Source organism: Citrobacter farmeri (assembly GCF_019048065.1).
Taxonomy (GTDB): Bacteria; Pseudomonadota; Gammaproteobacteria; order Enterobacterales; family Enterobacteriaceae; genus Citrobacter_A; species Citrobacter_A farmeri.
The window spans coordinates 3,242,333-3,264,160 of sequence record NZ_CP077291.1 but is presented as its reverse complement, the minus strand read 5'-3'; the positions used below and the strand labels follow the sequence as shown (position 1 = coordinate 3,264,160).

Annotated in this window: 18 protein-coding genes and 7 tRNA genes; 3 read left to right on the top strand and 22 right to left on the bottom strand. The window is 53.6% G+C overall.

Annotated elements, in window-relative coordinates; all coding sequences use genetic code 11:
* Positions 1-198 precede the first annotated feature (198 nt).
* Positions 199-681, top strand: a complete 483-nt coding sequence (locus tag I6L53_RS15410) for a zinc ribbon-containing protein (RefSeq protein ID WP_042320694.1) — start codon at positions 199-201, stop codon at positions 679-681.
* 90 nt (positions 682-771) lie between these two features.
* Here the strand turns inward: I6L53_RS15410 and rihA are convergent, their stop codons facing one another.
* The 10 genes from rihA to miaB all read right to left on the bottom strand — a co-directional run bounded on the left by rihA (position 772) and on the right by miaB (position 11,144).
* On the bottom strand, positions 772-1,707 hold the full coding sequence (gene rihA, locus I6L53_RS15405; protein WP_042320693.1) for a pyrimidine-specific ribonucleoside hydrolase RihA: 936 nt from the start codon (positions 1,705-1,707) through the stop codon (positions 772-774).
* Between the two features lie 116 nt (positions 1,708-1,823).
* Complete coding sequence (gene gltL / locus I6L53_RS15400) at positions 1,824-2,549, bottom strand: glutamate/aspartate ABC transporter ATP-binding protein GltL (RefSeq protein ID WP_042320692.1); 726 nt, start codon at positions 2,547-2,549, stop codon at positions 1,824-1,826.
* Positions 2,549-3,223, bottom strand: a complete 675-nt coding sequence (gltK, locus tag I6L53_RS15395) for a glutamate/aspartate ABC transporter permease GltK (RefSeq protein ID WP_042320691.1) — start codon at positions 3,221-3,223, stop codon at positions 2,549-2,551. Before gltK ends, gltL begins: the two co-directional genes overlap by 1 nt.
* Positions 3,223-3,963, bottom strand: coding sequence for a glutamate/aspartate ABC transporter permease GltJ (gene gltJ / locus I6L53_RS15390; protein WP_042320690.1), 741 nt, complete (start codon positions 3,961-3,963; stop codon positions 3,223-3,225). The genes gltK and gltJ overlap by 1 nt, the downstream gene beginning before the upstream one ends.
* Before the next feature lie 163 nt (positions 3,964-4,126).
* On the bottom strand, positions 4,127-5,035 hold the full coding sequence (locus tag I6L53_RS15385; protein ID WP_042320689.1) for an amino acid ABC transporter substrate-binding protein: 909 nt from the start codon (positions 5,033-5,035) through the stop codon (positions 4,127-4,129).
* 426 nt (positions 5,036-5,461) lie between these two features.
* A complete protein-coding gene (gene lnt, locus I6L53_RS15380) occupies positions 5,462-7,000 on the bottom strand; it encodes an apolipoprotein N-acyltransferase (RefSeq protein WP_042320688.1) in 1,539 nt (512 codons plus the stop codon).
* Positions 7,001-7,023: 23 nt separating this feature from the next.
* Positions 7,024-7,902, bottom strand: a complete 879-nt coding sequence (corC, locus tag I6L53_RS15375) for a CNNM family magnesium/cobalt transport protein CorC (RefSeq protein ID WP_042320687.1) — start codon at positions 7,900-7,902, stop codon at positions 7,024-7,026.
* A gap of 98 nt (positions 7,903-8,000) precedes the next feature.
* The gene (ybeY, locus tag I6L53_RS15370) at positions 8,001-8,468 is read right to left on the bottom strand and encodes an rRNA maturation RNase YbeY (protein WP_042320686.1); all 468 of its coding nucleotides are present in this window, start codon (positions 8,466-8,468) and stop codon (positions 8,001-8,003) included.
* Positions 8,465-9,511: a PhoH family protein gene (locus I6L53_RS15365; protein WP_042320685.1), complete on the bottom strand. Its 1,047-nt coding sequence runs from the start codon at positions 9,509-9,511 to the stop codon at positions 8,465-8,467. Before I6L53_RS15365 ends, ybeY begins: the two co-directional genes overlap by 4 nt.
* A 208-nt stretch (positions 9,512-9,719) precedes the next feature.
* Positions 9,720-11,144, bottom strand: coding sequence for a tRNA (N6-isopentenyl adenosine(37)-C2)-methylthiotransferase MiaB (miaB, locus tag I6L53_RS15360; RefSeq protein WP_042320684.1), 1,425 nt, complete (start codon positions 11,142-11,144; stop codon positions 9,720-9,722).
* 145 nt (positions 11,145-11,289) lie between these two features.
* On the opposite strand from miaB, the gene ubiF reads away from it, so the two are divergent.
* On the top strand, positions 11,290-12,465 hold the full coding sequence (ubiF, locus tag I6L53_RS15355) for a 3-demethoxyubiquinol 3-hydroxylase (RefSeq protein WP_042320683.1): 1,176 nt from the start codon (positions 11,290-11,292) through the stop codon (positions 12,463-12,465).
* A gap of 99 nt (positions 12,466-12,564) precedes the next feature.
* Here ubiF and I6L53_RS15350 read toward each other — a convergent pair.
* The 12 genes from I6L53_RS15350 to nagB all read right to left on the bottom strand — a co-directional run bounded on the left by I6L53_RS15350 (position 12,565) and on the right by nagB (position 19,466).
* Positions 12,565-12,639 (bottom strand) — tRNA-Gln (locus I6L53_RS15350).
* 51 nt (positions 12,640-12,690) lie between these two features.
* A tRNA-Gln gene (locus tag I6L53_RS15345) sits at positions 12,691-12,765 on the bottom strand.
* Positions 12,766-12,813: 48 nt separating this feature from the next.
* Positions 12,814-12,890, bottom strand: a tRNA-Met gene (locus I6L53_RS15340).
* A 19-nt stretch (positions 12,891-12,909) separates the two neighbouring features.
* Positions 12,910-12,984, bottom strand: a tRNA-Gln gene (locus I6L53_RS15335).
* A gap of 36 nt (positions 12,985-13,020) precedes the next feature.
* Positions 13,021-13,095, bottom strand: a tRNA-Gln gene (locus I6L53_RS15330).
* A gap of 23 nt (positions 13,096-13,118) precedes the next feature.
* Positions 13,119-13,203, bottom strand: a tRNA-Leu gene (locus I6L53_RS15325).
* A gap of 7 nt (positions 13,204-13,210) precedes the next feature.
* A tRNA-Met gene (locus tag I6L53_RS15320) sits at positions 13,211-13,287 on the bottom strand.
* Positions 13,288-13,510: 223 nt separating this feature from the next.
* Positions 13,511-15,175: an asparagine synthase B gene (asnB, locus tag I6L53_RS15315; protein ID WP_042320682.1), complete on the bottom strand. Its 1,665-nt coding sequence runs from the start codon at positions 15,173-15,175 to the stop codon at positions 13,511-13,513.
* A gap of 254 nt (positions 15,176-15,429) precedes the next feature.
* Positions 15,430-16,182, bottom strand: a complete 753-nt coding sequence (nagD, locus tag I6L53_RS15310; RefSeq protein WP_042320681.1) for a ribonucleotide monophosphatase NagD — start codon at positions 16,180-16,182, stop codon at positions 15,430-15,432.
* A 46-nt stretch (positions 16,183-16,228) separates the two neighbouring features.
* Positions 16,229-17,449, bottom strand: coding sequence for a DNA-binding transcriptional regulator NagC (gene nagC, locus I6L53_RS15305; RefSeq protein ID WP_042320680.1), 1,221 nt, complete (start codon positions 17,447-17,449; stop codon positions 16,229-16,231).
* A gap of 8 nt (positions 17,450-17,457) precedes the next feature.
* Positions 17,458-18,606, bottom strand: a complete 1,149-nt coding sequence (gene nagA / locus I6L53_RS15300; RefSeq protein WP_042320679.1) for an N-acetylglucosamine-6-phosphate deacetylase — start codon at positions 18,604-18,606, stop codon at positions 17,458-17,460.
* 59 nt (positions 18,607-18,665) lie between these two features.
* The gene (nagB, locus tag I6L53_RS15295) at positions 18,666-19,466 is read right to left on the bottom strand and encodes a glucosamine-6-phosphate deaminase (RefSeq protein ID WP_042320678.1); all 801 of its coding nucleotides are present in this window, start codon (positions 19,464-19,466) and stop codon (positions 18,666-18,668) included.
* 326 nt (positions 19,467-19,792) lie between these two features.
* On the opposite strand from nagB, the gene nagE reads away from it, so the two are divergent.
* Positions 19,793-21,811: an N-acetylglucosamine-specific PTS transporter subunit IIBC gene (nagE, locus tag I6L53_RS15290; protein WP_042320677.1), complete on the top strand. Its 2,019-nt coding sequence runs from the start codon at positions 19,793-19,795 to the stop codon at positions 21,809-21,811.
* Positions 21,812-21,828: the final 17 nt, after the last annotated feature.

The window sequence follows — 21,828 nt, the reverse complement described above, 5'->3', positions numbered from 1 at the left end:
GTAGCTTTCGATGTGGTGTTTCAGATCCGCATAGCATAGCCCAAACGCCCGCGTCAAAACAGCCTTTCGCGCATTCAGGTTCGAATTCACGCCGCGATAATCCTTGCACGAATTTACACACTCTGTGGGCAGTCTTGCAAAGCACGGTCCAAATAACGTCTATTATTATAGACAGTTAACGACCCAGGAGGCGAAACGATGAACAAGGTTGCTCAATATTACCGTGAACTGGTGGCGTCATTAAGTGAACGTCTGCGCAATGGCGAGCGTGATATCGATGCGCTGGTGGAACAGGCGCGGCAGCGGGTTTTGCAGGCCGGGGAGTTAACGCGAACCGAAGTGGACGAACTGACGCGTGCCGTCAGACGTGACCTGGAAGAGTTCGCCGTGAGTTATGAGGAGAGTCAGGAAGAGGAGTCCGACAGCGTTTTTATGCGGGTGATTAAAGAGAGCCTGTGGCAGGAACTGGCGGATATCACGGACAAAACGCAGCTTGAATGGCGCGAAGTCTTTCAGGACCTGAGTCATCACGGGGTATATCACAGCGGCGAAGTGGTGGGGTTGGGCAATCTGGTCTGCGAGAAGTGCCATTTCCATTTAGCGGTGTATACGCCGGATGTACTGCCGTTGTGCCCAAAATGCGGACACGACCAGTTCCAGCGCCGACCGTTTGAACCGTAATATAGCCTGATGGCGATACTGACGCATCTTACCAGGCCTACGCTGACTTATTACGTAGGCCGGATAAGCGTCAGCGCCATCCGGCATTGATCACGCGTAAAACTTCAGTCGTTCCGCCAGCAGGTCAACAAACCGCTGGCGATCCACATCGACCATTATCGTGGCGTTGGGTTTATTGCCTGTCAGGAAGTAATAGTCCACCACGGTCATCCCCTCGGTGTATTTCCCCTGTGTTTCCACGCCAACCCAGCGTTCGACGGTGGTAAACAGTTCGGGTTTCAGCAGCCAGGCGATGGTGCACGGATCATGCAGCGGTGCGCCGGTGAATCCCCATTTCTCGTCCTTATGATACTCAAGGAAGAAATCGAGTAGCTCCGCAACGATAGTGGAAACCGGGTTGCCGATAGCGCGGAAACGTTCGGTATCTTCGACATGAATTTGTGCTTTATGCGTAACGTCCAGACCAGCCATCACCACCGGAATACCTGACTGGAAGACGATTTCAGCCGCTTGCGGGTCAACATAGATATTGAATTCAGCAGCAGGCGTCCAGTTGCCGAGTCCCATTGCACCGCCCATGATCACGATACGGGCAATTTTGTCATGCAGTTCAGGATGGCTGTTCAGCAACAGTGCAACGTTGGTTTGCGGCCCGGTTGCGACGAGGGTGACCGGCTGTGTGCTCTCGCGTAACGTCTTCGCCATCAGCTCAACGGCGGTACAGGCCTGAGGCGCAAAGGCGGGTTCCGGCAGCGCCGGACCATCCAGTCCGCTTTCGCCGTGGACGTTATCGGCAATGATTAGCTCACGCATCAACGGTTTCACCGCACCGCCCGCCACCGGAATATCCGTGCGATTCAGCAACGTCAGCATCCGCAAAACGTTGCGCAGCGTTTTATCGGGCGTCTGGTTACCTGCGGATGAGGTGATGGCTTTAACGTCAAGTTCCGGTGAGGCGAGGGCGAGAACCATTGCGATAGCGTCATCATGACCCGGGTCGCAATCTAATAGAATTGGCAGTGCCATTGTTGCTCCTTATGAATGCTACTTTGCGGCAAGGGTAACGCTGGGATGAAAATGATTCGAGGAGCGAGACAAGAAAGCGTGAGATGGCGCGCACTCTGACATGCGCGCCGGAAAGGTTAATGCAGGATTTTGGCGAGGAAGTCTTTTGCGCGTTCGGATTTCGGATTGGCGAAGAACTCCTCTTTTGGCGAGTCCTCAACGATTTTCCCTTCGTCCATAAAGATCACACGATTCGCCACTTTGCGGGCAAAGCCCATTTCATGGGTCACCACCATCATGGTCATCCCTTCATTGGCCAGTTCAACCATGACGTCCAGCACTTCGTTGATCATTTCTGGATCAAGCGCGGAGGTGGGCTCATCGAACAGCATGGCGATAGGATCCATACACAGCGCGCGGGCTATCGCCACACGCTGCTGCTGGCCGCCGGAAAGCTGCGCCGGATACTTATTGGCATGCGCGGCAAGACCTACGCGCTCCAGCAACTTCTGCGCTTTTTCGCGCGCCGGGGCTTTATCACGCTTAAGCACTTTTACCTGTGCCAGGGTCAGGTTTTCGATGATCGACAAATGCGGGAACAGCTCAAAGTGCTGGAACACCATCCCGACGCGTGAGCGTAACTTTGCCAGATCGGTTTTTTTGTCATTGACCATCGTGCCGTTGACGGTGATTTCACCTTTTTGTACCGGCTCCAGGCCGTTAACGGTTTTGATAAGCGTGGACTTTCCGGAACCTGATGGGCCGCAAACCACCACCACTTCCCCTTTTTTCACTTCCGTGGAGCAGTCGGTCAGCACCTGAAAGTGACCATACCATTTAGAAACATTTTTCAGGGTAATCATTAAACTGTCCTTTTCTTCAAATAGCTGACCAACAGCGACGCGCTCAGGCTGATAACAAAGTAGACGGCACCGGCAAACAGGATCATTTCGACCTGCGTACCATCACGCTCACCAATAGTAGAAGCGGTGCGGAAGAAGTCCGCGAGGCTTAAGACGTATACCAGGGAGGTATCCTGGAACAGGACGATGCCCTGCGTCAGCAGCAGCGGCACCATCGCGCGAAATGCCTGCGGCAAAATGATGAGCTGCATTGACTGCCAGTGGGTCATCCCCAGCGCCAGCGCCGCGCTTGACTGACCGCGGGAAATACTTTGGATACCCGCACGAATAATCTCGGAGTAATAGGCGGCTTCAAACATCGAAAACGCGACCATCGCCGAAATCAGGCGAATATCGGTTTTCGGTGACAGTCCCAGTACGTCCTGCAGTAATCCCGGCACAATCAGGTAGAACCACAGCAGTACCATCACCAGAGGGATAGAGCGGAAGACGTTAACGTACGCTTTAGCAAACCAGGCGACAGGCGCGAAGCTGGAAAGGCGCATGACCGCAAGCAGCGTTCCCCAGACAATACCGATGACCACCGCTGTCAGGGTAATCTTCAGCGTAATAAGCAATCCGTCCAGCAGATACGGCAGGGAAGGGACAATAGAACTCCAGTCGAACTCGTACATTATTTGCCTCCCAGATTGCCAGGCAGGCGGATCTTACGTTCCACCAGACTCATCACCAGCATGATGAAGGCATTAATCAACACATACGCCAGGGTAATGGCGGTAAACGATTCCCAGGCATGCGCTGAGTAATCCAGCAACTTACCGGCCTGCGCGGCCATATCGACCAGACCGATGGTGGAGGCGATGGCGGAGTTTTTCACCAGGTTCATCATCTCAGAGGTCATCGGCGGGACGATCACGCGATAGGCGTTAGGCAACAGCACGTAGCGATATGCCTGCGGCAAGGTCAGCCCCATCGCCAGCGCCGCGTTTTTTTGACCGCGCGGCAGTGACTGAATGGCAGCGCGAACCTGTTCGCAGACGCGCGCTGCGGTGAACAGCCCCAGGCAGAGCATGGACGAGAGGAAGAACTGAATGTTGGGATCCAGCTCCGCCTTAAACCACATGCCGAGATCTTCCGGCAGCAGTTCGGGCACCACCAGATACCAGGTGAAGAACTGGACGATCAGCGGTACGTTACGGAACAGTTCAACATAAAGGGTGCCGATTCCGGAAAGGAAGCGATTCGGGACGGTGCGTAAAATGCCGAATAAAGAACCAACCAGGAAAGCAATGATCCAGGCGGTGATGGATAGTGCGACGGTGACCTGGAAACCGCTCCAGAGCCAGCCGAGATAGGTGGTGTTGCCGAATGGGGCTTGTTGTAAAAAAATGCCCCAGTTCCAGTCTATTGACATACATCTACTCCGAAAAAATAAGGGTAGCAGCGCTACCCTCGAAGATTGTTATCCAGCGTACTTCGGTTTTCAGGCCTGATGGGGAACGACCATCAGGCATATAGTCTGTCCGTGCTGCATAGCAATCGAGAGGGCAAGGAGTTCCCGCCCCATTTCGTTCTAGTTAGTTAAGTGCTTTATCATTCGGTTCTTTGAACAGCGCCTGCATTTCGTTCGACAGCTCGAAGTTCATGTTCAGGTTTTTCGGTGGGATCGGATTTTTGAACCACTTATCAAACCATTTCGCGGCTTCACCGGAGGTCTGCGCCTGGGCGATAGTGTCATCCATCAGCTTTTTGAATTCAGGATCGTTCTTACGCAGCATGCAGCCGTAGGCTTCCTGTGACTGCGGTTTGCCGACGATTTCCCAGTTATCTGGTTTCTTCGCCTTCGCGCGCTCACCGGCCAGCAGGGCATCATCCATCATAAAGGCAACGGCGCGACCGCTTTCCAGGGTACGGAAAGAGTCACCGTGGTCTTTCGCGCTGATGATACGCATGTCCATTTTTTGCTCATCGTTCAGCTTGTGCAGCAGAATTTCAGAGGTAGTTCCTGAGGTCACAACAACCGCTTTGCCTTTCAGATCGGCGAAGTCTTTAATGTCGCCGCCTTTTTTCGCCAGCAGACGCGTGCCGACGACAAAGATGGTGTCAGAGAAGGCGGCCTGTTTCTGGCGCTCAAGGTTGTTGGTGGTGGAACCGCACTCAAAGTCGAAGGTGCCGTTTTGCAGTAATGGAATACGGTTCTGAGAGGTAATCGGGATCAGCTTAACCTGCAGATCGGGTTTGTTCAGTTTCTTCTTCACGGCTTCAACGATGGCGTTGGAGTAATCCTGAGAATAACCCACCACTTTTTGCTGATTGTCGTAATAAGAGAACGGCACAGAGGATTCACGGTGACCGACGACGATAACGCCGTTTTTGGCGATCTTGTCGAGCGTGCTGCCCGCGGCTGGCGCCGCGTCTTCCGCGTGTACCAGACCGGCTGACAGTCCCATAACCAGCATTGCTGTGGCTAGCTTACGTAATTGCATATCCAACTCCTTATCGTCTGCGCCGTCGACGCAGTGATACCTATTGTGAGTGTCTGTGTTGTTATCACCTGCAACTTAGGCGTGCAGTGTTTTACCTGTTTGTTAACATTTAGTCTGGCTTAATGTAAAGATTTTGCTGCGTTATTGTTTATTTTTGCGAAGTGCGCCGCACCGTTTAGAGGCAAAAATCTCTCATTGCACCGTTTCGGTGCTACCAGTGAACTGCTTTAGTGCGACTAAGTTGCGCTAAACGTCAAAAACAGGTTTGCCTTGTTTAACAAAGCAATGAGCGTGCCAGAATGGAAGAAGGGAGGGAGAATGGTAGTTTGTAGGCCTGATAAGCGTAGCGCCATCAGGCATGATGTGGCACAACCGCCGGATGGCGGCGTACCGCCTTATCCGGCCTACATTTGATGGTGCACTGTGTTATCTGCGGCGCTGACGCAAACTCATTAGCACGGCGACAAAACCGAACAGCGCGGTGATGAGCCACAGCGGCCAGTTGCCAGTGCGGGCATATGGCGTTAAGCCTGTTGTTGGCGTCACCTCAGCGGTCAATACCTGGCGCGTAAACTGCGGGATCATCGCCTGAATCTCACCCTGTGGACCAATCACCGCCGTAATACCGTTGTTGGTACTGCGTAGCAGCGGTCGCGCCAGTTCCAGCGAACGCATCCGCGCCATCTGGAAGTGCTGCCACGGGCCAATCGACTTACCAAACCAGGCATCGTTGGAGATGGTTAACAAATAGTCCGTATCCGGGCGGAAGTTATCGCGCACCTGTTCGCCCAAAATGATCTCGTAGCAAATCGCAGCGGTCAGCGCTAAACCGTGCGCATGCAACTGCGGTTGAACATACGGACCCCGGCTGAACGAGGACATCGGCAGGTCAAAGAACGGTGCTAAGGGGCGCAGAATGGATTCCAGCGGTACGAACTCACCAAACGGCACCAGATGGTTTTTGTTGTAGCGGTTGGTGGAGTCATAGCTGTAAGGATTGTCTTTCCCCAGCGTGATAATGGTGTTGTAGGTGTCATAGCGGTTCTGTTTGTTCAGTCGCGCATCGACAATACCAGTAATCAGCGAGCTGTTTTTCGAACGCAACAGATCGTCCATCATGCTCAGAAAACGCTGTTGGTCAATTTCCAGATCCGGGATAGCGGATTCCGGCCAGATGATCAGCTGCGATTTCCCCATTTCGGGTTGTGTCGCATCCAGATAGGTCTTAAGCGTATTCAGCAAATGGCCTTCTTCCCATTTCAACGATTGCGGGATATCACCCTGAACCATTGACACCCGGGTCGTCCTTTCTGGCTCCAGCGTGTACCACTGGATATAACGCAGCGGGAAGGGGAGTGCGAAAAGGACAATGGCGACCACCAGCGGACGCCAGTTATGGCTGGCCAGCGAGAGAACCAGCAGTCCGCTGACCATCATCAGCAGGAAGCTGATGGCTTCGACACCCATTACGGGTGCCAGTCCTTTCAGTGGGCCGTCGATCTGGCTGTAGCCAAATTGTAGCCACGGAAACCCGGTCAGTACCCAGCCGCGCAGAAATTCAGTTAGCTGCCAGACCACCGGTGCGGCAATGGCAACCCGCAGCCAGTTGGTTTTCGGCCACAGACGCGCAAGCACGCCCGCAAACAGTCCGGTATACAGAGAAAGATACGCCGCGAGCAGCACGACAAGGAAAACGTTCACCGGGCCTGGCATGCCGCCAAACTGCGCGATGCTGACGTAAACCCAGTTGATCCCCGTCCCGAAGAGTCCCAGTCCCCAGAAGTAGCCAATAGCGGCTGACTGGCGCGGGCGACGGTTCAGGGTTAATGCCTGCAAACCCATCAGCGACACTATCGCGGCGGGCCAGATGTCATAGGGCGAAAAAGCCAGCGTTCCGCAGGCACCGAATAATAACGCCAGCAGCAGGCGAATGCGCTGGCGTTCAATTAATGAGGCAAAAGCCATTAAGTTCTTCTTCCCGTTTGGTGTTATTCGTCCAGTTTTGGCTGGGGGGAGTCATCCGGAATTCTGACGTGAACCTGAATAATACGACGGCTGTCGGCCATGGCCACTTTGAACTGGTAACCATCGATATCAATAGTTTCACCACGCGCAGGCAAGTGACCAAACGCCTGCATCACCAGACCACCGATGGTATCGACCTCTTCGTCACTAAAGCTGGTGCCGAAGGCTTCATTGAAGTCTTCGATCGGCGCGAGCGCGCGAATCGTCCAGGTGTGGCGACTGAGCTGGCGGAAGTCGATATCATCTTCTTCGTCGTACTCATCTTCGATTTCACCGACGATAAGCTCGAGGATGTCTTCAATGGTCACCAGACCGGAGACACCCCCAAATTCGTCGATGACGATAGCCATATGGTAACGCTGGGAGCGAAACTCTTTGAGCATACGGTCAACGCGTTTGCTCTCCGGGACGACAACGGCCTGGCGTAACACTTTCTCCATGCTGAAGGCATCGGCATCGCTGCGCATAAATGGCAGCAAATCCTTGGCCATCAGAATCCCTTCAATGTGATCTTTATCCTCGCTGATCACCGGAAAACGCGAGTGGGCGGACTCGATAATGACATCGAGGCATTCGTCCAGCGTCTGGTTGCGTTTCAGGGTAATCATCTGGGAGCGGGGAATCATGATGTCGCGAACGCGCTGGTCCGCAATGTCCATCACCCCTTCGAGCATGTCGCGCGTATCTTCATCGATAAGGTCGTTCTGCCCGGAATCACGGATCAGCGCCAGCAGTTCATCACGGTTTTTCGGTTCACCGTGGAAAAGTTGGCTCAGTAACAGGGAAAAAAATCCCTTCTTGTTGCTTAACGTGTCACTACTGTGTGAATTGTCGTCGCTCATGGCGTCGTGTGGGTTCTCTTGTTAGTTAATCTCTTGCCCAATGCGCGCAAACTCAGCGCATGGCATCACCGGAAACCACCGGGCATTTGCCCGGTCGCTTATTCCTTCTCGGCAATGTACGGATCCTCATAGCCCAGAGCAAGCATAATCTCTGTCTCGAGGGCTTCCATCTCTTCTGCCTCGTCGTCTTCGATATGATCGTAACCCAGCAAATGCAGGCTGCCGTGGACGACCATGTGCGCCCAGTGGGCATCCAGCGGCTTACCTTGCTCCTGTGCTTCTTGTTCAACCACCTGACGACAGATGACCAAATCGCCGAGCAGCGGGAGCTCAATACCTGGCGGGGCTTCAAACGGGAAAGAGAGCACGTTGGTCGGCTTATCTTTCCCACGGTAAGTCAGATTGAGATCGTGGCTTTCGGCCTCATCCACCAGGCGAATCGTCACTTCCGATTCTTCCTGAAATTGCGGGATGACCGCATTCAGCCAGGTTTGAAACTGGCTCTCTTCTGGCAAACCGCTGTTGTTCTCACACGCCAGTTGCAAATCAAGGGTCACCTGACTCATTTCTGTTCCTGTTCCTGAGCTTCACGCTTGCGTTCTGCAGCCAGCTCGGCTTTACGTTTTTGTTCGGCTTCTTCCCATGCTTCATAGGCGTTAACGATGCGGGCAACCACCGGGTGGCGCACAACGTCTTCACTGTGGAAGAAGTTAAAGCTGATTTCTTCGACTTCCGCCAGTACCTCAACAGCATGGCGCAGGCCCGATTTGATGTTACGCGGCAGGTCAATCTGCGTGACGTCGCCAGTAATCACCGCCTTCGAGTTAAAGCCGATACGGGTCAGGAACATCTTCATCTGCTCGATGGTCGTGTTCTGGCTCTCATCAAGAATAATAAAGGCATCGTTTAGCGTACGTCCGCGCATATAGGCCAGCGGGGCCACTTCAATGACGTTGCGCTCAATCAGCTTTTCGACCTTCTCAAAGCCGAGCATTTCAAATAACGCGTCATACAGTGGACGCAGATACGGGTCAACTTTCTGACTCAGATCGCCTGGCAGGAAGCCCAGTTTTTCTCCTGCTTCGACCGCAGGACGGGTCAGCAGAATACGACGGATTTCCTGACGCTCCAGCGCATCCACGGCAGCGGCAACGGCGAGGTAGGTTTTCCCCGTACCGGCAGGACCGACGCCAAAGGTAATGTCATGGTCGAGAATGTTGGCGATGTACTGCGCCTGGTTAGGCGTACGCGGTTTAATCACGCCACGCTTGGTTTTGATATTGACCGCTTTGCCGAACTCAGGGACGCTCTCGGCGCTTTGCTCAAGCACGCGTGCTTCTTTAATCGCGAGGTGGATTTGTTCCGGCTCGATATCCTGCGTCTGGCCGCGCATTGGCGCGGTATCGACGTACAGGCTACGTAAAATATCCGCGGCAGCGGTGATGCAAATCGGGCGACCGGTCAGTTTAAAATGGTTGTCACGGCGGTTAATCTCGATGCCGAGACGGCGTTCCAGCTGTTTAATGTTGTCATCAAACGGGCCGCAAAGGCTCAGCAGACGGGCGTTATCTGCCGGCTCAAGGGTAATTTCGCGAGTGTCTGTGTTCAAACTGTTCCTCTTATGCATAGGGAGCCGGAAGATGAACATTCACCGGCCTGTCAGGAAATTATTCACGCCACGGGTGAAAGGCGCAAGCACTGGAATAAAGATGGGGGCGCAGAGAGGAAATACAAGAGCCTTATCGGGCCTATGAAGCGTCGTGCTCTGTAGGCCCGATAAGCGCAGCGCCATCGGGCATTTTGACGTTTTCGCAGAATTAAGGCTGCCAGAATCCGACGCCAATCTCGTTCTCTTTACGGGTACGGGCAATCACCGATTCCGGGGTTTCGGCAATGCGCAGCCCCATTTCCTCTTCGGTGCGCACCACTTTCCCGCGCAGTGAGTTGGTCCAGACATCGGTGATTTCCACATCGACAAATTTACCGATCATTTCCGGCGAGCCTTCGAAGTTCACCACGCGGTTATTTTCAGTACGACCAGACAGCTCCATGATGCTCTTGCGCGACGTTCCTTCCACCAGAATGCGCTGAACGGTGCCGAGCATACGACGGCTCCAGGCCATCGCCTGCTGGTTAATGCGATCCTGCAAAATATACAGACGCTGCTTCTTCTCTTCTTCCGGCACGTCATCCACCATGTCGGCGGCCGGCGTTCCCGGACGTGCAGAGAAGATAAAGCTGTAGCTCATGTCGAAATTGACGTCGGCAATCAACTTCATGGTCTGCTCGAAGTCCTGGGTGGTTTCACCCGGGAAACCGACGATAAAGTCAGAGCTTATCTGAATGTCTGGACGCGCCGCACGCAGCTTACGGATGATCGCTTTGTATTCCAGCGCCGTGTGGGTACGCCCCATCAGGTTCAGTACGCGATCCGAACCGCTCTGTACCGGCAGGTGCAGGAAGCTCACCAGCTCCGGCGTGTCGCGATAGACCTCAATGATGTCGTCGGTGAACTCGATCGGATGGCTGGTGGTGAAGCGAATACGATCAATGCCATCAATGGCGGCAACCAGACGCAGCAGGTCGGCGAACGAACCGGTGGTACCATCATAGTTTTGTCCGCGCCAGGCGTTGACGTTCTGACCGAGCAGATTGACTTCACGCACGCCCTGAGCGGCAAGCTGGGCGATCTCAAACAGGATGTCATCAGACGGGCGGCTGACTTCCTCACCGCGAGTGTAAGGCACCACGCAGTAAGTACAGTACTTGTTGCAGCCTTCCATAATTGAGACAAAGGCGGTCGGACCTTCCGCGCGCGGTTCCGGCAGACGGTCAAACTTCTCGATCTCCGGGAAACTGATGTCGACAACTGGACTGCGGTTGCCGCGAACGGAGTTAATCATTTCAGGCAGGCGATGCAACGTTTGCGGCCCAAAAATGATATCGACATAATGCGCGCGCTGGCGAATGTGATCACCTTCCTGAGACGCCACACAGCCGCCGACGCCGATAATCAGGTCGGGATTCTTCTCTTTTAAGAGTTTCCAGCGCCCCAACTGATGGAAGACTTTTTCCTGAGCCTTCTCGCGGATTGAGCAGGTATTCAGCAGCAGCACATCCGCTTCTTCCGCCACGTCGGTCAGTTGATACCCGTGAGTGGCATCCAGCAGATCGGCCATCTTCGATGAATCGTATTCGTTCATCTGACAGCCCCAGGTTTTAATATGGAGTTTTTTGGTCATCGACTTGCTCTTGCGAAATAGTGGCTGAATTGCAGGGCGCATAGTGTAATGCTTTGCTGCCCTGGTGACCAGTATGACCGTTATCAGCCTCAAGGGGTAAAAAATCCTGTAAACTTACGCAATACATGTAACAGGATGATTGACCATGACAAATCAACCAACGGAAATTGCCATTGTCGGCGGGGGGATGGTCGGTGGCGCGCTGGCGCTGGGACTGGCGCAGCATGGATTTACGGTTACCGTGATCGAACATGCCGCGCCTGCGCCGTTTGTCGCAGACAGCCAGCCGGACGTGCGTATTTCGGCGATCAGCGCGGCCTCAGTTTCTCTGTTGAAAGGGCTTGGCGTCTGGGATGCTGTGCAGGGGATGCGCACTCATCCGTATCGTCGACTGGAAACCTGGGAGTGGGAAAACGCGCATGTGGTATTTGATGCCAGCGAACTGAAGTTGCCACTGCTCGGGTATATGGTCGAAAACAACGTTCTGCAACAGGCGCTCTGGCAGGCGCTGGAAGGACATCCCAAAGTGACGCTGCGGGTTCCTGCCTCGCTGATTGCGCTGCATCGTCACAACGATCGTCATGAGCTTGAGCTGGCTGGTGGCGAACGAGTCACGGCAAAACTGGTGATTGGCGCGGATGGGGCAAATTCCCAGGTGCGGCAGATGGCCGGCATTGGTATCCACGCCTGGCAGTATGCGCAATCCTGCATGCTGATTACCGTGCAGTGCGAGAACGATCCCGGCGACAGCACCTGGCAACAGTTTACCCCGGACGGCCCGCGCGCGTTTCTGCCGCTGTTCGACAATTGGGCATCGCTGGTGTGGTATGACTCACCGGCGCGGATCCGTCAGTTGCAGGGGCTGAGTATGGCACAGCTTCAGACGGAGATCGCAAAGCACTTCCCGGCACGACTGGGGCAAGTGATGCCCGTTGCGGCAGGCGCGTTCCCGCTGACGCGTCGTCATGCTTTGCAATATGTTCAGCCTGGGCTGGCGTTGGTAGGGGATGCGGCGCATACCATACATCCGCTGGCCGGGCAGGGGGTTAATCTGGGCTATCGCGATGTGGACGCGCTTCTCGATGTACTGGTCAATGCCCGCAGTTATGGCGAATCCTGGGCGAGCCAGCCGGTTCTGAAGCGTTATCAGACCCGGCGTATGGCGGATAACTTCATCATGCAAAGCGGGATGGATCTGTTCTACGCCGGATTCAGCAATGACCTGCAGCCGTTACGGATTATTCGTAACCTCGGACTGATGGCGGCAGAACGCGCTGGCGTGTTAAAGCGTCAGGCGCTGAAATACGCATTAGGGTTGTAATTTTAATCCAGGCCTACGATCGTAGGCCTGATAAGCGTAGCGCCATCAGGCAATAAACGCAGAAAAGCAAAAAGCCCGCCGAAGCGAGCTTTTCTAATGTGGCTGGGGTACGAGGATTCGAACCTCGGAATGCCGGAATCAGAATCCGGTGCCTTACCGCTTGGCGATACCCCAATTTACAATTTCAGGTACTTCCTGCATTCACATTATGAATGCTTACGAATTTGGCTGGGGTACGAGGATTCGAACCTCGGAATGCCGGAATCAGAATCCGGTGCCTTACCGCTTGGCGATACCCCAACAAATTGTTTTTGAACTCGTTAGCATGAATTAACGGGTTCTGATATATGGTGGCTACGACGGGATTCGAACCTGTGACCCCATCATTATGAGTGATGTGCTCTAACCAACTGAGCTACGTAGCCAGAAACTGTATTTCTTCGATGGCTGGGGTACCTGGATTCGAACCAGGGAATGCCGGTATCAAAAACCGGTGCCTTACCGCTTGGCGATACCCCAATGACCGTCGCGGTAATCCGCAAACTCGAAGAAATATGGCTGGGGTACCTGGATTCGAACCAGGGAATGCCGGTATCAAAAACCGGTGCCTTACCGCTTGGCGATACCCCATCCGTGCAACGCTTTTATGGGAATGGTGCGGGAGGCGAGACTTGAACTCGCACACCTTGCGGCGCCAGAACCTAAATCTGGTGCGTCTACCAATTTCGCCACTCCCGCAAAAAGATGGTGGCTACGACGGGATTCGAACCTGTGACCCCATCATTATGAGTGATGTGCTCTAACCAACTGAGCTACGTAGCCATCTTTTTTCGCGCGTTACCTTATCGGCGTTGCGGGGCGCATTATGCGTATTGAGCCTTGAAGCGTCAACCCCTTTTTCATCGAAAACGGCCGGAATGTGACTGTTTGGTTAGGTTGCGAACAGCGTGACGCAATATTCGGCAATTATTGGTTATTAATCGCTTTCTGTACTGTTTTTCAGGATCAAAAAAGGGCCCCGAAAGGCCCTTTTCATCAGTGTAGCTTATTGATAAGCGGACTGGTGAACACCCACGGCGCGACCTGATGGATCGTTCATGGTTTTGAACGCTTCGTCCCATTCGATCGCTTTAGCGGAAGAGCAGGCGACGGAGGGACCACCAGGTACACATTCTGCGGCGCTCGGTACCGGGAACAGCTCTTCGAAGATCTCGCGGTACAGATATGCTTCTTTCGACGATGGCGTGTTGTACGGGAAGCGGAAGCGGGCGGTTTCCAGTTGCTGATCGGAAACTTGCTTAGCGGCCACCTCTTTCAGGGTATCGATCCAACTGTAGCCCACTCCGTCGGAGAACTGCTCTTTCTGACGCCAGGCCACGCTTGCCGGCAGGTAGGATTCAAAACATTCACGGAGGATATGTTTTTCCATCTTACCGTTGCCGCACATCTTATCTTGCGGGTTGATACGCATCGCCACGTCGAGGAATTTTTTATCCAGGAACGGGACGCGTGCTTCCACACCCCAGGCCGACATGGCCTTGTTAGCGCGGGCGCAGTCAAACATATGCAGCGCCTGCAGTTTACGCACCGTCTCTTCGTGCAGTTCTTTGGCGTCTGGCGCCTTGTGGAAATAGAGGTAACCGCCGAAGACTTCATCAGAACCTTCACCAGACAACACCATTTTGATGCCCATCGCTTTGATCTTACGCGACATTAAGTACATCGGCGTGGAGGCGCGAATGGTGGTCACATCATAGGTTTCGATGTGATAAATCACGTCGCGGATCGCGTCCAGCCCTTCCTGTACCGTAAAGTGAATTTCATGATGCACGGTCCCCAGATGGTTCGCCACTTCCTGCGCGGCTTTCAGATCCGGAGAACCTTCCAGACCGACGGCAAAGGAGTGGAGTTGCGGCCACCAGGCTTCAGAACGCTCGTCATCTTCCACACGACGGGCAGCGAATTTTTTGGTGATCGCCGAGATCACTGAAGAATCCAGACCGCCCGAGAGCAACACACCGTAAGGGACATCAGACATCAGATGGCTTTTGACGGAATCTTCAAGCGCCTGGCGCAGCTCGTTTTTGTCGGTAACGTTATCTTTTACGGCATCGTAGTCGAACCAGTCACGCTGGTAGTACTGACGGATTTCACCGTCTTTGCTCCACAGATAACTTCCTGCAGGGAACTCTTTAATGGTACGACAAACCGGTACCAGCGCTTTCATTTCCGACGCGACGTACAGGTTGCCGAACTCGTCGTAACCCATATACAGCGGAATGATGCCGATGTGGTCGCGACCAATCAAATATGCATCCTGTTCGCTGTCATACAGCGCGAAGGCAAACATCCCTTGCAGATCGTCGAGAAATTCCACGCCTTTTTCCTGATACAGCGCAAGGATCACTTCGCAGTCAGAACCGGTCTGGAACGCGTAGCGATCGCCATATTCTGCACGCAGCGCCTGGTGGTTGTAGATTTCACCGTTCACGGCCAGTACGTGAGTTTTCTTGTCGTTATACAGCGGCTGAGCGCCAGCATTGACGTCGACAATCGACAGACGTTCATGGGCCAGAATGGCCTTATCGCAGGCATAAATACCGGACCAGTCCGGGCCGCGATGGCGCATCAGGCGTGACAGCTCAAGGGCTTTTTTACGCAGTTCACCTGCATCTGACTTAATATCGAATACGCCGAAAATCGAACACATAACCTTCTCCGTTAACCTGTTGCGTAATGCTTTTTGTGTTTGCTTGCTAAAGAAAATGCCGCAAAGGAACAGGCGGTGCAAGAGGTTTGGGGTCAGAAAAAGAAAAAACGCAATGGTGATTGTTGATTAGTGAAAAAAGATTACACATTGAGCGTATTCATTGATGAATTATCAGTTTTTCGCCTGTTTTGTTGGATGGATTTATTTTTCTGGAAGACGAAAATGAAAAACCACGTCCTGGGACGTGGTCTGTGTTAAATAACGTCGATTTCGGCGACGGAGGGATAAATCCAGCTCGGGCGGAACGGCATACTGTCGATGTCATCCAGCGTGGAAACGCCGGAGAGCACCAGAATGGTTTCGAGCCCCGCCTGGAAGCCAGCGAGAATATCGGTGCGCAGGTTATCGCCGACAATCACTGTCTCTTCAGAGTGCGCCTGCATTTTGTTTAACGCCGCGCGGATAATCCACGGACTCGGCTTACCAACGTAGAACGGTTTACGACCAGAGATTTTCTCGATGCCGGCACAGAGCGCGCCACAGGCCGGATAAAAACCGCGACCGTGGGTGTCCGGGTTGGTGGCGATAAAGCGTGCGCCGTTTGCCACAAAGTAAGCCGCTTTGTGCATCATGTCCCAGTTGTAGGAGCGGGTCTCGCCGACGATGACAAAGTCCGGGTTCACGTCCGTAATGGTGAAACCAGCTTTATACAGTTCGTGGATCAGCGCGCCTTCGCCGACAACATAGGCCTTTTTTCCTTCCTGACGACGCAGGAAATCGGCAGTCGCCATTGCTGAGGTGTAAAACACGCTGTCCGGAACATTGACGCCAGCGGTCGCGAAACGGTTTGCCAGATCCTGGCCGGTCTGTGACGGGTAATTGGTCAGCAGCACCAGCGGTAGGCCTTTCTCCATTACGCCCGTCAAAAACTCCGCCGCACCTGGTACGGCGACATTGTCGTGCATCAGCACGCCGTCGATATCACAAATGACATTCTTGATGGTCATGAACTACCCAGGAAATGTGTTAATAATCCGATACTATAAGAGCGCATCAGTTTTCCAGCAAATGCTGGAGCAAAATACCGTTGAGCATGGCGCGTTTTACCAGGGCAAAGGCGCCGATGGCGGAGCGGTGATCCAGCGTGGAACGCACTACCGGCAAGTTCGTGCGAAACGCCTTTAGCGCCTGCGTATTAATGCAGCTTTCAATGGCGGGTAACAGCACTTTATCGGCTTCGGTGATCTCACCAGCAATCACGATTTTTTGCGGATTAAACAGGTTGATGGCAATTGCAATGGTCTTACCCAGATGACGCCCGACGTGCTCAATGACCTCTGAGGCCAGGCTGTCACCTTTATTAGCCGCCTTGCAGATCGTTTTGATCGTGCAGTCTTCCAGCGGAACGCGGCTCTGGTAGCCTTGTTTCAGCAGATTGAGGACGCGCTGTTCAATCGCCGCGTTCGCTGCGATGGTTTCCAGGCAGCCAAAGTTGCCGCAGTGACAGCGCTCGCCCAACGGTTCAACCTGGATGTGGCCAATTTCGCCAACGTTACCGTTACGACCAATAAAAATTCGACCGTTAGAGATGATCCCGGCCCCCGTACCGCGGTGGACGCGCACCAGAATGGAGTCTTCGCAGTCCTGGCTTGCCCCAAAGTAGTGCTCCGCCAGGGCCAGACTGCGGATATCGTGGCCAACAAAACAGGTGACGAGAAAACGTTTTTCCAGTGCTTCAACCAGTCCCCAGTTCTCTACCTGAATATGCGGCATATAGTGGATCTTGCCGCTTTCCGGATCGACAAGTCCCGGCAGGATCACGGAAATGGCGATGAGCTCGCGAATTTTGCGTTGGTTGCTGTCGATAAAGGCGGTAATGGCGTTGAGCAGCGCATGTTCCAGCGTTTCCTGCGTGCGTTCAGGCAACGGATAGTGTTCTTCCGCCAGTACTTTGCTGCTTAGATCAAACAGAGTAATGGTCGCGTCGTGGCGACCAAGACGTACGCCAATGGCGTGAAAACTGCGGGTTTCGGTGACGATAGAGATAGCGCGGCGGCCTCCGGTGGAGGCCTGCTGATCGACTTCTTTGATCAGCCCGCGTTCAATCAGTTGACGCGTAATTTTGGTTACGCTGGCAGGGGCAAGCTGGCTTTGCTCGGCAATCTGGATCCGCGAGATTGGTCCATGCTGGTCAATCAGGCGGTAAACGGCCGCGCTGTTAAGCTGTTTTACGAGATCAACATTACCTATTTGAGCTTGTCCGCCTGGTGTCATACTTTCTCTTACTCAGTAACGACCTCGTCACCATTAACGATGGTCTTGATGATTTTAAAGTCGTGTGTGAAAGCGGTCAGGTTTGCCACTTTACCCGCTGCGATGCTACCCAGATGTTTCTCAACACCGATGGCACGCGCAGGGTAGAGGGTTGCCATGCGCAGCACTTCGTCGAGTGCAATACCGCAATGTTCAACCAGATTACGCACGCCTTCAATCATGGTTAATGATGAACCGCTCAGCGTTCCGTTTTCATCTACACAAAGTCCATTGCGGTAGTATATTGTTTTACCAGCAAAAATGAACTGTTCAATATTTGCCCCTGCCGGCGCAGTCGCATCCGTCACCAGGCACAGTTTGTCGCCTTTCAGCCGTTTGGCGTTGCGGATGTTGGCATAATCGACGTGCAGGCCATCGGCAATTACGCCGCAATAAATGTCGGCTTCATCCAGAATCGCACCGGCAAGGCCAGGTTCGCGCCCGGTAATATAAGGCATGGCGTTGAACAGATGTGTGGCGAAGGTGATACCTGCCCGGAACCCGGCTTTCGCTTCTTTCAGCGTGGCGTTTGAGTGACCCGCAGAGACCACAATCCCGGCATTCGCCAGTTTACCAATCACTTCCGCTGGAACCATCTCCGGTGCCAGCGTCACTTTGGTGATAACGTCGGCATTATCGCACAGGAAATCGACCAGCGCAGCGTCAGGCTGACGGACAAAACTCGGATTGTGCGTCCCTTTTTTCACCAGGTTCAGCCAGGGGCCTTCCAGATGGAGACCCAGCGCCTGATTCGGATGTTTCGCCAGGTATTCACGCATCACGCGAATACCTTGCTTCATGAGATCGTCGCTGGTGGTAATCAGCGTAGGCAGATAGTTGGTGCAGCCCGATTTCTCGTTGGCCTTCTGCATGATCTCCAGCGTTTCAACGGTGACGGCTTCTGCCGTGTCGTTAAACTGCACGCCGCCGCAGCCATTAAGCTGGACATCAATAAAGCCGGGGGAAAGAATGGCCCCGTTCACTGAACGTTGTTCGATCTCTGGCGGCAGTTCTGCCACAGGGCAAACGCGGTCAATCAGGCCATTGGCGACAACAATCGCATGGTCATCAAGAATTTCGTGGCCGGTAAAGATCCGACCCTGGGTTAAAGCATACATTCCGACCCCCGATTTCAAAAAAATGCCGCCCTGAACACCGTGGCAGGGCGGAGGCTACATTACAGACCTTTAATATTTTCTGCTTCTAACTCGTTGAAATATTTAAGCGTCTTAACTTTCAGTTCCATCGTGGATGGCTCATCGCACACTACAACCGCTTTCGGATGCAGTTGCAGACAGCTAATGGTCCACATGTGGTTAACATTACCTTCAACCGCGGCCTGCAGCGCCTGTGCTTTTTGATGGCCCAGCACCAGAATCATCACTTCTTCAGCATCCAGCAGGGTACCCACGCCAACGGTCAGGGCGTACTTCGGTACCTGATCCACGTCGCCGTCAAAGAAACGGGAGTTTGCCACACGGGTGTCATGCGTCAGGGTTTTGATACGGGTACGAGAGGCCAGCGAAGAAGCCGGTTCGTTAAAAGCGATATGACCGTCATTACCGACACCACCCATGAACAGGTGGATTTTACCGTAGGAACGGATTTTTTCTTCATACTGGCGGCACTCGGCGTCGATGTCTGGCGCGTTGCCGTTGAGCAGGTTGATGTTTTCTGCTGGAATATCAACGTGGTCAAAGAAATTACGATGCATGAAGCTGTGGTAGCTTTCCGGATGCTCTTTTGGCAGGCCGACATATTCGTCCATGTTGAACGTCACAACATGTTTGAAGCTAACCTGGCCCGCTTTGTGCATTTCGACTAAGGCTTTATACGCAGTCAGCGGCGTGCCGCCTGTCGGCAGACCCAGCACAAACGGACGATCGGCTGTCGGTTTGAACGCATTGATGCGATTAACGATATGGCGTGCAGCCCATTTGCCGACCTGTTCAGCGGACGTCAGGGGAATCAGTCTCATTCTTCACCTCAGAAAGTAAATGTAAGCCGTTGACGGATTGTGCGTCGGTGCATGGTAAAGCGTAACCTGGCATGCATCTGTTGGGTTAATCCGTCTTGATTTTTTGAATGATAAAATAAGTTTTGCCACATAGCCAGTAAAAGGGAGTGAATATAACGATATTTGGTGACTGAAATCACAAAAAACACGCTTTTAATTTGCGATACGAATTAAATTTTTACACACTCACAATGCCAGTAAAGCAACAACTGAATTTCAATAAGTTAGTGACAAAATAAAAACACAGCTTAAAGCGAGCCTTAACGGGGTCTCAAAGGGGGAAGAAAGTGAGTATTCTAGGTTATCTGCAAAAGGTTGGCCGCGCGCTGATGGTGCCGGTCGCCACGCTGCCAGCGGCGGCAATATTGATGGGGGTCGGCTACTGGATCGACCCGGTAGGTTGGGGTGGAGATAACGCACTTGCGGCGTTCTTCATTAAGTCCGGTTCCGCCATTATCGATAACATGTCCGTGCTGTTTGCTATCGGTGTGGCTTACGGTATGTCCAAAGATAAAGACGGTGCTGCGGCGCTGACCGGTTTTGTGGGCTTCCTGGTGTTGACCACACTCTGTTCTCCGGCTGCGGTTTCAATGATTCAGAAGATCCCTGCTGACCAGGTTCCTGCCGCTTTCGGTAAGATCAGCAACCAGTTCGTGGGTATCCTCGTCGGTATTATCTCTGCTGAGCTGTACAACCGCTTTAGCAGCGTTGAACTGCCGAAAGCGCTCTCTTTCTTCAGCGGTCGCCGTCTGGTACCGATCCTCACCTCTTTCGTGATGATCATCGTCGCGTTCATCATGATGTACATCTGGCCGGTGATTTTTGACGGTCTGGTCAACTTCGGTGAGCACATTCAAAAACTGGGCTCAACCGGTGCCGGTATCTACGCCTTCTTCAACCGTCTGTTGATTCCGGTGGGTCTGCACCACGCGCTGAACTCCGTATTCTGGTTCGACGTTGCAGGGATTAACGACATTCCTAACTTCCTCGGCGGCGCCCAGTCAATCGAATCGGGTAAAGCGGTTGTAGGGATTACCGGTCGTTATCAGGCGGGCTTCTTCCCGATCATGATGTTTGGTCTGCCGGGTGCGGCGCTGGCGATTTACCACTGTGCACGTCCTGAGAACAAGGCGAAAGTACTGGGCATCATGATGGCCGGTGCATTTGCGGCGTTCTTTACGGGTATCACCGAACCGCTGGAATTCTCTTTCATGTTCGTTGCGCCGGTTCTGTATGTGATTCACGCTGTCCTGACCGGTATCTCTGTATTTATCGCGGCAAGCATGCATTGGATTGCCGGCTTTGGCTTCAGTGCGGGTCTGGTGGATATGGTGCTTTCCTCCCGTAACCCGCTGGCAACCCAGTGGTGGATGCTGATCCCGCAAGGTCTGGTGTTCTTTGCCATCTACTACGTAGTGTTCCGTTTCGTTATCACCAAATTCAACCTGATGACTCCGGGTCGCGAACTGGCTGTGGCTGGCAGCGAAGCGGATGGTCAGGACCTCAACGTGAGCAGCGATAAAGAACAGGACGTTTCTGCCCTGGCACGTCAGTACATTGCGGCCATCGGCGGTTCTGACAACCTCACCGGTATTGATGCCTGCATCACCCGCCTGCGTCTGAGCGTAAAAGACTCGTCGCTGGTGAATGAAAGCCTGGCGAAACGTCTGGGTGCCTCTGGTGTCATTCGTCTGAACAAAACCAGCGTGCAGATTATCGTCGGCTTCGTGGCTGAGAAAATCGCCAACGCGATGAAAACAACCGGTCCGGTTGCGGCAGCTGAAGCTTCTGCCGCGCCTGCAGCTCAGGCAACAGTAAAACCACAGGCCGTGCCGAATGCGGTAACCATCGCTGAACTGGTGTCGCCAGTGACCGGTGAGGTGGTTGCGCTGGAGCAGGTGCCTGACGAAGCGTTCGCCAGCAAAGCGGTCGGTGACGGCGTTGCGGTAAAACCGACGGATAAAACCGTGGTTTCTCCGGCAGCGGGCACTATCGTAAAAATCTTCAACACCAACCATGCGTTCTGCCTGGAAACCGAGAAAGGCGCGGAAATCGTTGTCCACATGGGTATCGATACCGTCGCGTTGAACGGTCAGGGCTTCAAGCGTCTGGTGGAAGAGGGCGCGGAAGTGAGTGCGGGTCAGCCGATTCTGGAAATGGATCTGGACTATCTGAACGCGAACGCGCGCTCCATGATCAGTCCTGTCGTTTGCAGCAACATCGACGACTTCAGTGGGCTGGTGATCAAAGCCGACGGTCACGTGGTTGCCGGTCAAACGCCACTGTATGATATTAAAGGCAAATAATCGCTCCTGAGTCAGCG